Genomic DNA, 12,425 nt, shown 5'->3' on the forward strand with positions numbered 1-12,425 from the left:
TAAATCTCCTTCTTTCCAAATCGTTTCACAAGGAATTAAATGTAAAACATATAGCCCCCGTGATTTTCTTCCTCATAACGTACTAAATCTTCTAACGTTGTACTATCTAACACTTCTTGCACCGCATCACGAACACGCATCCATAATTGGCGTTGTGCTGGTTCTTCTTCTTCTATCATTTCTACAACACTAATCGGACCCTCTAATACACGGATTACATCCCCAGCTGTAATGTTAGCTGGCTGATCTGATAATACATACCCGCCATATGCTCCGCGTGTACTCTTTACTAGACGCGCGTTACGAAGTGGTGAAATTAATTGCTCTAAGTAATGTTCCGATAAATCATGTGCCTGCGCAATTGATTTTAAGGAAATTGGACCTTCACCAAACTTTTTTGCAAGATCGATCATAATTGTTAAGCCGTAACGGCCTTTCGTTGAAATCTTCATCTATTTTGCACCTCTTTTCAAATTTTCACTTCTATTGGTTATATCTTATTTATAAAAGAACACAATTTAAAATCCTATGAAATTATAGCATAATATAGTATTATAAGAAATTTCAACTTGTGTATCAAAATGATAACATAAAATCACATTGAAAAACTCGGAAATTATTACAATTGAAAGAAAAATGAAAATATTCATATTCATTTTTCCCACAAAACAGCATCCTATTTCAAATTCCACTAAAAAAAATGATACGATAGAAAGAGATTATATATTAAGGGAGACGGTAAAAATGAAACAACCACTCGCACATCGAATGCGCCCTACAAATATTCAAGAAATTATCGGACAACAACATTTAGTTGGTGAAGGAAAAATTTTATGGCGAATGGTCCAAGCAAATCATTTTCAATCTATGATTTTATATGGTCCTCCAGGCACTGGAAAAACATCCATCGCGAGCGCAATTGCAGGAAGTACCGGAACCCCTTTTCGCCTATTAAACGCTGTTACTCACAATAAAAAAGATATGGAAGTTGTCGTACAAGAGGCAAAGATGCATCGACACCTCGTTTTAATTTTAGATGAAGTACACCGTCTAGATAAAGCAAAACAGGATTTTCTATTACCTCATTTAGAAAGTGGACTCCTTACCTTAATTGGTGCGACGACGAGTAATCCGTTCCATGCTATTAATTCTGCTATTCGAAGTCGGTGTCAAATCTTCGAATTACACGCATTAACAGAAGATGATCTTTTAATTGGCTTAAAACGAGCACTTGAAGATAAAGAAAAAGGTCTTGGGGAATATGATGTAACTGTTACACCTGAAGCATTACATCACTTCGCAAATGCATCAGGTGGAGATATGCGTTCCGCTTATAATGCACTGGAGCTAGCTGTTTTATCTAGCTTTACAACTGATGACAAAGCTGCGGAAATTACGCTGGAAATCGCCGAAGAATGCTTACAAAAAAAGAGCTTCGTTCACGATAAAGGCGGAGATGCTCATTATGACGTATTATCAGCATTTCAAAAATCAGTGCGCGGAAGTGATGTAAACGCAGCACTTCACTATTTAGCACGTCTTATTGAAGCTGGTGATCTGCAAAGCATCGGTAGACGTCTTCTTATTATGGCATATGAAGATATTGGACTTGCTAGCCCGCAAGCTGGACCGCGTACGCTAGCAGCTATAGAATCAGCTGAACGCGTTGGATTCCCAGAGGCGCGCATACCACTTGCAAATGCCGTTATTGAGCTTTGCCTATCACCAAAATCAAACTCAGCTTATAAAGCACTTGACGCTGCCTTACACGATTTACGGAACGGGCAAACAGGTGACATCCCAAGTCATTTAAAAGATAGTCATTACAAAGGCGCAGAGGCACTTGGAAGAGGCATTGGCTACTTATATCCACACGACCATCCAAATGGTTGGGTACAGCAGCAATACTTACCTGATAAAATAAAAAACAAACAATATTATAAACCGAAAATGACAGGGAAATTTGAACAAGCACTTTCTACTGTATATGAAAGATTACAAAGTTCGAATAAAACGAAAAATAAAGGGTAACATAAGCAAAAACGTCACCATTATGGAGGCTTCGCTTATGAAAACACGTCAAGATGCATGGACAAAAGAAGACGATCTCCTTTTAGCAGAAACTGTTTTACAACATATTCGCAGCGGCAGTACACAAATAAAAGCATTCGATGAAGTCGGCGATGTTTTAAACCGCACTTCCGCAGCTTGCGGTTTTAGATGGAACGCTGAAGTAAGACCGAATTATGAAGATGCGGTACAGCTTGCGAAAAAACAACGTAAAGAATTAAAGCGCTCTGAAGCTAAAATAGAAAAAGATCAGTTCACAAAAACGAAACAACTCGTAATCGATGCTGAGTTTTCAGAAGATATTGTACCAAGTAAACAAGAACTTACAATGCAAAATGTCATCTCGTTTTTGCAAAACTTGGAGCACAATAATCCTTCACTCGCAAAGTTACAAACTGAAAATGAAGTATTACAAACTCAGCTCACTTCCTTGCAAAAAACGAATGATGAGCTCGAAACTAAATTAGCTGTACTCACAAAAAAACAACAAGCAATCGAAGAAGATTATGCGATGCTCGTTAGAATTATGGACCGCGCTCGAAAACTCGTTTCAGTTGAAGAACAAGAAGAGCAGATCGCTCCCATTTTCAAGACAGATCAAAACGGAAATTTAGATATTATTTATTCTGCAGAGAATTAAAAAAGATGTCACCTAGCCCTATTTTCCGGCTAAGTGACATCCTTTTTTTGTTTCTTCGATGGATAGCGTATTGGTAAATGAAATTATATCGGCGATTTTTCGAATATATCTATCGTAACTTACAATATATCAACGATTTTTTAATTATATCGACTATTCGACAAGGAATATCGATTTACCGACAAATATTTACAAAATAAGTAGACCTGCTATACAAAGAACTCCTTGAATTAACTGGATATTTTTTACTTAAATGTTACTATAAACATATACGATTGAAAGGAGCTGATTGCCATTTCATTAGTAGCCTTCAAAATAACACTCGGTATTCTCGTTCTAACGTTAGGCCTTTTTACGATTCATAGTTTAAAAAAGACCTCAGGTTATAAATCAGACAAATATGATTATTACTTACTGGCCTTGCTTACATTTGAACTAGTAGCAATGCAAATACCCCTATTTTTTTAGCACATATAAAAAAGCATATATCCGAAATGGATATATGCTTTTCTTTTATTCTTGCCCTACACGTTTCACTTCTACGTTTTTAATGCGTTCACGTACAACGTGACTTGCCATAATTAAGCCTGCCACAGATGGTACGAATGCGTTTGATGAAGGTGGTAATTTCGCTTTACGAATTTTTGCATTTTCGTCTGGTACGATTTCTTTACGTACTTCTTCACGAATTACGATTGGGTTTTCGTCAGAGAAGACAACTTTTACACCTTTTTTAATACCCTCTTTACGAAGCTTCGTACGAATGACTTTCGCAATTGGATCTGTATGTGTTTTAGAGATGTCCGCAATACGGAAACGAGTTGGGTCCATTTTATTTGCTGCACCCATACTTGAGATAATTTTAATTTTACGACGTAAACATTGTTTAATTAAATGAATTTTGAACGTAATCGTATCAGATGCATCCACTACAAAGTCTAAACCGTGTTTAAAGAACTCTTCATATGTTTCATCTGTATAAAACATTTCTAGTCCAATTACTTCACACTCTGGGTTAATGTCTGCAATACGCTCTTTCATTAATTCTACTTTTGAACGTCCTACAGTAGATACTAAAGCGTGAATTTGACGGTTTACGTTTGTAATATCTACAACATCTTTATCTACTAATACGAGACGCCCAACTCCAGAACGTGCTAACGCTTCAGCTGCAAAAGAACCTACGCCGCCAATTCCTAAAATACCGACTGTACTATTTTTTAATATTTCAAGTCCTTCTTTACCGAAGGCTAATTCATTACGTGAAAATTGATGTAACATTCAGCTCTACACTCCTATTACAAAAATGGTCTACCATGTATTCTAGCGTTTTTCCGACTATTTGTATAGAAAAAGTTATAGAATTCCTAAAAATACATATTTCGAAAATAAAAACATAGTGTAAACCGGGATTTTGTTTCTTCCTAAATACACGTTTAAAAAGGAGGATTCAGAGAGCCGAACAGATCGAGGCACTGAAGCCAGGAGGAGCGCAGTGTAGCGTTACTACTCGAGCACCGGACTAGCATACGTAACGACGAGATGCGACAGCCATCTGAACCGGACTTTTTAAACAACCTCTCAAAAAAAGTCTAGACGGCTATAGTATAACCATCTAGACTTTTTTCTTACTTCTCTTCTTTCACGTTCAACTTTAAGTTCAGTTCTTCAAGCTGTGCTTCTGCAACTGGGCTTGGAGCTTCTGTTAATAAGCAGCTTGCGCTTGCTGTTTTTGGGAATGCAATTGTATCACGAAGGTTTGTACGACCTGCAAGTAACATAACAAGACGGTCTAAACCTAATGCAATACCACCGTGTGGTGGAGTACCGTATTCGAATGCTTCTAATAAGAATCCGAATTGCTCTTGCGCTTCTTCTTGTGAGAATCCAAGTGCTTTGAACATTTTTTCTTGTACGTCACGCTCGTAAATACGAAGTGATCCACCACCAAGCTCGTAACCGTTTAATACAAGGTCATATGCTTGTGCACGTGCTTTTTCTGGTGCTGTTTCTAATAGCTCAACATCTTCACGGAATGGCATTGTGAATGGGTGGTGAGCTGCGAAGTAACGATCTGCATCTTCATCATACTCAAGAAGCGGCCAATCCGTTACCCATAGGAAGTTATATTTACTTTCGTCAATTAACTCAAGCTCTTTACCTAGACGTAAACGAAGTGCACCTAAGCTATCTGCAACAACGCTCTTCTTATCTGCTACGAATAGTAATAAATCACCAGCAGTAGCTTCTAATGTAGTCATTAACACGTTTGCATCTTCTTCACCGAAGAATTTCGCGATCGGTCCTTTTAAGCCGTCTTCTTCCACTTTAAGCCAAGCTAAACCTTTTGCACCGTATACTTTTACAAATTCAGTTAATGCATCGATGTCTTTACGAGAGTACTTGCTCGCAGCACCTTTTGCATTAATTGCTTTTACTTGTCCGCCGCTTTCTACAGCACTTGTAAACACTTTAAATCCACAACCTGCTGCAAACTCAGATAAGTCTGTTAGTTCCATTTCAAAGCGTGTATCTGGCTTATCAGAACCGTAACGAGCCATTGCATCAGCGTAAGTCATACGAGGGAATGGTGCACTAATCTCTACACCTTTCGCATCCTTCATAACTTTCGTCATCATGCGCTCCATCATATCTAAAATTTCTTCTTGTGTTAAGAATGAAGCTTCAATATCGATTTGCGTAAATTCTGGCTGACGGTCCGCACGTAAATCTTCGTCACGGAAACAGCGTGCTACTTGATAGTAACGCTCAAATCCGCCGACCATAAGAAGCTGTTTAAATAGCTGTGGAGACTGTGGTAACGCATAGAATTCACCGTCATGTACACGGCTTGGTACTAAATAGTCACGAGCCCCTTCTGGCGTGCTCTTCGTTAAAATTGGTGTTTCTACTTCTAAGAACTCTTCTGTATCTAAGAAATTACGAATTGTTTTTGTTACGTCATGACGCATTTTGAATGTATTGAACATTACAGGACGACGTAAGTCTAAATAACGATATTTTAAACGTACATCTTCTGATGCATCTGTATCATCAGCAATAATGATTGGCGTTGTTTTCGCTGCGTTTAATACGTTTACCTTTGTTGCTTGTACTTCAATACGACCAGTTGCCATATTGTCATTAATTGCGCCTTCACCACGCTCAACAACTGTACCTTCTACGTGTAATACGTATTCGCTACGAATTGTTTCTGCTACTTCTAGCGCTTCTTTTGATGTTTCTGGGTTAAATACAACTTGTACAATACCTGTACGGTCACGTAAGTCGATAAAGATTAACCCACCTAAATCACGGCGTTTTTGTACCCAACCTTTTAATTGAACTGTTTGTCCAACTGCTTCTACTGTTACTTTTCCACATGCATGTGTTCTTTCAGCCACTGTAAGTTCCCCCTATATTAATTTCTCTGCTACGTATGAAGCAAATACATCTAACGCCACTTCTTCTTGTTCGCCTGTTGCCATATCTTTTAAGTTAATGATGCCTTTATCTAGCTCATCTTCCCCTAATACAGCTACAAATTTCGCTTTTAGACGATCTGCTGATTTAAATTGTGCTTTCATTTTGCGGTCTAAATAATCTTTTTCAACTGATAATCCAGCTTTACGAAGATCAAACGCAACTTTTGCAGCATGGTCTTTCGCTTTTTCACCAAGCGCCACAACGTAACAATCAATACTATGTTCGATTGGCAATTCAATGTTTTCAGCTTTTAGTGCCATAATTAAACGTTCAATACTCATCGCAAAACCGATACCTGGCATTTCTGGTCCACCGATTTCTTGTACAAGTCCGTTGTAACGTCCACCACCGCTTAATGTAGTAATAGCACCAAAACCTTCTGCCTCACTCATAATTTCAAATACAGTGTGTTGGTAGTAGTCTAAACCACGTACTAAGTTCGGATCTTTTTCAAATGGAACATCCATCATCGTTAATAGTTCTTGAACTTTTTCGTAGTATACTGCTGAATCTTCGTTTAAGTATTCTGTAATAGATGGTGCTGTTCCCATTAATTCATGGTTACGGTCCTTCTTACAATCTAAAATACGAAGAGGGTTCTTTTCTAAACGAGATTGACAGTCAGAACAGAATTCGCCGATACGTGGCTCAAAGTGTGCGATTAATGCATCACGGTGTGCTTGACGGCTTGCTGCGTCACCTAAACTGTTTAATACAACTTTAATATTTTTCAAGCCCATGCCGCGGTAAAACTCTACAGCAAGTGCAATGACTTCTGCATCAATTGCAGGGTCGTTACTACCGATTGCTTCAATACCAAATTGGACGAATTGACGATAGCGACCTGCTTGCGGTCTTTCGTAACGGAACATTTGACCGATATAATATAATTTCGTTGGTTGTGTTGCGTCACCGAACATTTTATTTTCAACGTAAGAACGTACAACAGGTGCAGTACCTTCTGGACGCAATGTTAAACTACGCTCTCCACGATCTTGGAATGAGTACATTTCTTTTTGTACGATATCTGTCGTATCACCAACACCACGTAAAAATAGCTCCGTGTGTTCAAAAATTGGTGTACGAATTTCTTTATAATTGTAACGACGGCAAATTTCGCGTGCTTGCCCTTCGATATACTGCCATAACTCAACAGTGCCTGGAAGAATATCTTGCGTTCCGCGTGGGATTTGAATAGACATATTCAGTTCCTCCTCAAATTGTTTTAATCTTAATAAAAATAAAAAAACTCCCGCCTCTACTGTTTGAACAGTAGGGACGAGAGTATTATACCCGTGGTGCCACCCTAATTGAAGCACGTATGCTTCCACTTTTTTAATAACGCTTAAATGTGCGTTCATCCCTACTAAGCGTATATGCCGTTCAAGTTGAAACCTCTAGAGTGTCATTCAATTAGTCATCATGTAGAAATGTTTTCAGCCTAAGACATTTCTTCTCTTTCCATGTGTGTCTCATTTACTCTTCTCTATCAACGGTTATATTCATATGTAAATATAAAATTACTATACGTTTGTTCAGTAGGATTGTCAAGTGCTCTAAGAGCGTTCAATCTGCTTCTTTAGGCGCTTTACATCTTGAAGAGAAATGCCAAACTCAGAAGCAAGCTCCATCGAAGTATTGTTTTGCTCTTTTGAAATAAAATCATGAAAATTTACGTTAAACAGTTGATTTGCACCATTTGTAACAGAATGCCCTTTTTCATTCATACGCATACATATATCCCTCACATTCAATATGGATGTTTTACTTTTTATTGTTCCATATTAATTAGAGAGTTATACATAAACGAAAAAGCTATTGACTCAAAATAAACATTAGTATTGTATTTATAATAATTGGCCAGTCCACTCGCTAGCATATGATGCTTCAAATGAATATAACAACACTGCAATACCTAGCCCAAATACGATCATTTCTAACATTACATGTAATATACCTTGCACTTCCCTTTCTTCCACAGGAAATACAGCATACATTAAACTACTTCTACACACTGATTCAATATACGAACCAACGTCTCTGGATTAGTTTCCATTACCCAATGCCCACCAACTTCAATAGAAAAAACTTCCCATTTTCTATCCCTTGCTTTTTTTGCTGATTCTAAAAAGATAGGCGTCATTGGCCAATATTCTGGATTATCCTTTACTTCTACGTATATATGGGGTATAAGTTGCGCTTTAGAGTTTTTTATTTCAACCGATTGTGTAAAAGCCAACAATGACATCGCTGATTTTTTTTCATCTATTGTATTTCTAGGAAGAACACGCCATCCTTCCCCGTATACTTTTACTTCTTCTATAAAATGTGCGGCCATTTCCGGCCCAGAAATATCCATAACAGAATCACCATTTTCCGGAAGCATTGCATCCACGTATACTAGCTCTTTAATAAACTCGGGAATCTCTTCTGCTACACCTGTAATTACCATACCAGAATAACTATGCCCTACTAAAATTACATCTCTTAGACCCTCATATTTAATAGTATTAACAATGTCTTGAATAAATATTTTCAGCCCTATATTAGGTTGCATAAGATGTGTTCGTTCCCCAAGTCCAGTTAATGTAGGAGTATATACACTATGACCCTCTTCCCTTAAAAGTTTAGCTAGTTTTGTCCAAACATAACCGCCATCCCATGCTCCATGAACGAGTACAAATGTTTCCATAAGATTTACCTCCCATAATCCCCCGATTATATCGTTTATTTTCTTAACTATCATAACAATAACTAACAAAATATACCATTAAAAACCACAAAAGAAGAGAGGGGCTCATCCCCTCTCTTCTTCAGCAACACTATTTACTTTCCACAATTAAGGTCACCGGACCATCATTGATTAAAGAAACATCCATCATTGCTCCGAACTTCCCTGTTTCTACATGCAATCCTTGCTTACGTACTTCTTCATTAAAGAAATCATATAAACGCTCTGCATAGTCAGGTTTAGCTGCATCCATAAAGTTTGGACGTCTTCCCTTGCGGCAATCTCCGTATAATGTGAATTGCGAAATGGATAGAACTTGTCCTTCTACATCAAGTACAGAATGGTTCATCTTTCCGCTCTCATCTTCAAAAATACGTAAGTTCGCAATTTTTTCTGCAATGTAAGTTGCATCTTTTTCTGTATCTTCATGCGTAATGCCAACTAGTAATGTTAAACCGAACGGAATTTGTCCTACGATCTCACCGTCTACTGTGACAGACGCTTCCTTTGATCGTTGTAAAACAACTCTCATCTTTTCTACACTCCCTATTAATGCATCATGCGTCGTACTGCATAAATTTCTGGAACACGTTTAATGCGTTCTACTACTTTTTTCAAGTGCTGTAAGTTACGAATAGAGATTGACATATTAATTGTTGCCATCTTATTACGGTCACTTCTACCAGAAACTGCCGAAATGTACGTTTTCGTCTCTGTAACAGCTTGTAATACTTCGTTTAATAAACCACGACGATCGTAACCTGAAATTTCAATATCAACGTTATACTCAATTTCTTTTTCAGGGCTACCTTCCCACTCTACTTCTAATAAACGTTCTATAGCTTCTTCTGTATGAACATTTACACAGTCACGACGGTGAATCGATACGCCTCGGCCTTTCGTAATATATCCAACGATATCATCGCCAGGAACTGGGTTACAGCATTTTGATAAACGAATTAATAAATTATCTGCACCACTTACTTTAACGCCAGAGTCCCATTTTCGAATTTTCATCGGTTTACGAACTTCTTTAACTTCAACAATCTCTTCTTCTTCACGTTGCTTACGGAACTTGTCCGTTAGTCGCGTAACAATTTGCGATGCAGTGATGCCATTATATCCAACTGCCGCAAACATATCTTCTTCATTTGCAAAGTTGAATTTTTCAGCAACTCGTTTTAAATTGTCAGGAGCTAACACTTCTTTCATCTCATACTCTAGGCTACGCACTTCTTTCTCAACAAGTTCACGGCCTTTTTCAATATTTTCATCTCTACGTTGTTTCTTAAAGAACTGACGTATTTTGTTTTTTGCATGAGATGTTTGAGCAAGTTTCACCCAATCTTGACTTGGTCCATACGAATGCTTCGATGTTAAAATCTCAATGATGTCACCTGTTTTTAATTTATAATCAAGCGTCACCATTTTCCCGTTTACTTTTGCACCAATTGTTTTATTTCCAATTTCTGAATGCACACGATATGCAAAGTCAATTGGAACAGATCCAAGTGGTAATTCCATTACATCGCCTTTCGGTGTAAAGACGAATACCATGTCAGAGAATAAATCAATTTTTAATGACTCCATAAACTCTTCTGCATTAGAAGCTTCATTTTGCCATTCTAATATTTGACGGAACCATGTAAGTTTCTTCTCTAATGTACCTGCTGTTTCTGCTGTTTTTCCTTCTTTATACGCCCAGTGTGCCGCGATCCCGAATTCTGCGATCTCATGCATTTCTTTCGTACGAATTTGTACTTCAAGCGGATCACCTTTCGGCCCAATTACAGTCGTATGAAGAGATTGATATAGGTTTGCTTTCGGCATTGCAATATAATCTTTAAAACGACCTGGCATCGGCTTCCAGCACGTATGAATAATTCCAAGTACTGCATAGCAATCTTTAATACTATTTACAACGACACGTACAGCTAATAAATCGTAAATTTCATTGAACTGTTTATTTTGCAGTGCCATTTTACGATAAATGCTGTAAATATGTTTTGGTCTTCCAGAAATTTCAGGTTGAATTGCAACTTCATCTAATTTCTCACGAATACCAGTCATTACTTCCTCTAAATACTCTTCACGTTCTGCACGTTTACGCTTCATTAAATTTACAATACGATAATATTGCTGTGGATTTAAGTAGCGAAGTGACGTATCCTCTAGCTCCCATTTAATAGTACTAATTCCGAGTCTATGTGCTAAAGGTGCAAAGATTTCTAACGTTTCATTCGCAATGCGACGCTGCTTCTCTTGAGGCAAATGTTTCAATGTACGCATGTTATGAAGACGATCAGCTAGTTTAATTAAAATAACTCGAATATCTTGAGCCATTGCAATAAACATTTTGCGATGGTTTTCTGCTTGTTGTTGCTCATGAGATTTATATTTAATCTTTCCAAGCTTTGTCACACCATCGACAAGCATAGCAATTTCTTTATTAAATTCCCGTTCAATATCTTCTAATGTAATCTCTGTATCTTCTACTACATCATGTAAGAAACCTGCTGATACTGTAGCTGGATCCATGTGTAAATCAACTAAAATACCTGCAACTTGAATTGGATGAATAATGTATGGTTCACCCGATTTTCTGTATTGTTCGCTATGCGCATCGCGTGCATATTCATAGGCACGTGCTACTAGCTCAATATCTTCATCCACTAAATATTGACTTGCTTTCTCGAGTACCTGTTCAGCTGTTAGTACCTGCTCATTTGCCATCGAATCACCTTTTATTGAAAATTGACTTTATCTTTATTGAATAGAATAAATTATATTCTATCATTATAACCCAATGATTGTGAATTGTGAAAAGGAAAAGATTTTACTGACATTTCACTATAATTTTTTGTTCAATTATACAAAAGTACCCGCTCCTCTCCAAGAGATTCACGGGTACTTTTTATCACCGTAGTTTTACCTATATAGTGATTAGTATTTTTCTAATACTAATACATCGTAACCATCTAACATTTTACGACCATCTAAGTAAGTAAGTTCTACTAAGAATGCAATTCCTGCTACAACTCCGCCTAGCTCTTCAACTAACTTAATTGTCGCTTCAATTGTTCCACCTGTAGCTAATAAGTCATCTGTAATTAATACGCGTTGACCTGGTTTAATTGCATCTTTATGGATTGTTAAAACATCTTTACCATATTCTTTACCGTAGTCAACTGTAATTACTTCACGTGGTAATTTTCCTAATTTACGAACTGGCGCAAATCCTACTTCTAATGCATAAGAAACTGGGCAACCGATAATGAAACCACGCGCTTCTGGTCCTACTACAAGATCAATGTTTCTTTCTTTTGCATACTCAACGATTGCATCTGTTGCTGCTTTGTATGCTTTACCGTCGTTCATTAACGGTGTAATGTCTTTAAACACGATACCTTCTTTCGGATAATCCGGTACAATTGCGATATGTTGCTTGAAATCCATATTTCTGAATCCTCCTCAGATCTAAAAGGTTTGTAAATACAA

At 37.5% G+C, this 12,425-nt stretch carries 11 protein-coding genes, 1 pseudogene and 1 other annotated feature; of the genes and pseudogenes, 2 read left to right on the top strand and 10 right to left on the bottom strand.

Going from position 1 to position 12,425, the window contains the following annotated elements; translation table 11 throughout:
* Positions 1-35: 35 nt before the first annotated feature.
* Positions 36-452, bottom strand: a complete 417-nt coding sequence (cymR, locus tag PDQ68_RS03890; RefSeq protein WP_000704116.1) for a cysteine metabolism transcriptional regulator CymR — start codon at positions 450-452, stop codon at positions 36-38.
* A 292-nt stretch (positions 453-744) separates the two neighbouring features.
* On the opposite strand from cymR, the gene PDQ68_RS03895 reads away from it, so the two are divergent.
* Positions 745-2,031, top strand: a complete 1,287-nt coding sequence (locus PDQ68_RS03895) for a replication-associated recombination protein A (RefSeq protein ID WP_000812932.1) — start codon at positions 745-747, stop codon at positions 2,029-2,031.
* A gap of 37 nt (positions 2,032-2,068) precedes the next feature.
* A complete protein-coding gene (locus PDQ68_RS03900; RefSeq protein ID WP_061184099.1) occupies positions 2,069-2,710 on the top strand; it encodes an RsfA family transcriptional regulator in 642 nt (213 codons plus the stop codon).
* 513 nt (positions 2,711-3,223) lie between these two features.
* Here the strand turns inward: PDQ68_RS03900 and PDQ68_RS03905 are convergent.
* The 9 genes and pseudogenes from PDQ68_RS03905 to PDQ68_RS03945 all read right to left on the bottom strand — a co-directional run bounded on the left by PDQ68_RS03905 (position 3,224) and on the right by PDQ68_RS03945 (position 12,383).
* Positions 3,224-3,991: a tRNA threonylcarbamoyladenosine dehydratase gene (locus tag PDQ68_RS03905; RefSeq protein WP_000903177.1), complete on the bottom strand. Its 768-nt coding sequence runs from the start codon at positions 3,989-3,991 to the stop codon at positions 3,224-3,226.
* A 347-nt stretch (positions 3,992-4,338) separates the two neighbouring features.
* Positions 4,339-6,114, bottom strand: coding sequence for an aspartate--tRNA ligase (gene aspS, locus PDQ68_RS03910; RefSeq protein WP_016718525.1), 1,776 nt, complete (start codon positions 6,112-6,114; stop codon positions 4,339-4,341).
* Positions 6,115-6,126: 12 nt separating this feature from the next.
* Positions 6,127-7,398, bottom strand: coding sequence for a histidine--tRNA ligase (gene hisS / locus PDQ68_RS03915; RefSeq protein ID WP_000027087.1), 1,272 nt, complete (start codon positions 7,396-7,398; stop codon positions 6,127-6,129).
* A 69-nt stretch (positions 7,399-7,467) separates the two neighbouring features.
* Positions 7,468-7,698, bottom strand: a binding site (T-box leader).
* A 54-nt stretch (positions 7,699-7,752) separates the two neighbouring features.
* Complete coding sequence (locus tag PDQ68_RS03920) at positions 7,753-7,929, bottom strand: hypothetical protein (protein WP_001242605.1); 177 nt, start codon at positions 7,927-7,929, stop codon at positions 7,753-7,755.
* An 82-nt stretch (positions 7,930-8,011) separates the two neighbouring features.
* A pseudogene (locus PDQ68_RS03925) lies at positions 8,012-8,169 on the bottom strand (YrdB family protein); the annotation flags it as partial.
* 23 nt (positions 8,170-8,192) lie between these two features.
* On the bottom strand, positions 8,193-8,888 hold the full coding sequence (locus tag PDQ68_RS03930; RefSeq protein ID WP_061184101.1) for an alpha/beta fold hydrolase: 696 nt from the start codon (positions 8,886-8,888) through the stop codon (positions 8,193-8,195).
* Positions 8,889-9,018: 130 nt separating this feature from the next.
* On the bottom strand, positions 9,019-9,459 hold the full coding sequence (locus PDQ68_RS03935) for a D-tyrosyl-tRNA(Tyr) deacylase (RefSeq protein ID WP_001266956.1): 441 nt from the start codon (positions 9,457-9,459) through the stop codon (positions 9,019-9,021).
* A 17-nt stretch (positions 9,460-9,476) separates the two neighbouring features.
* A complete protein-coding gene (gene relA, locus PDQ68_RS03940; protein ID WP_001262814.1) occupies positions 9,477-11,660 on the bottom strand; it encodes a GTP diphosphokinase in 2,184 nt (727 codons plus the stop codon).
* A gap of 210 nt (positions 11,661-11,870) precedes the next feature.
* On the bottom strand, positions 11,871-12,383 hold the full coding sequence (locus PDQ68_RS03945; RefSeq protein WP_000346219.1) for an adenine phosphoribosyltransferase: 513 nt from the start codon (positions 12,381-12,383) through the stop codon (positions 11,871-11,873).
* Positions 12,384-12,425: the final 42 nt, after the last annotated feature.

This window comes from Bacillus cereus group sp. Bc010, assembly GCF_027716745.1.
Taxonomy (GTDB): Bacteria; Bacillota; Bacilli; order Bacillales; family Bacillaceae_G; genus Bacillus_A; species Bacillus_A pacificus.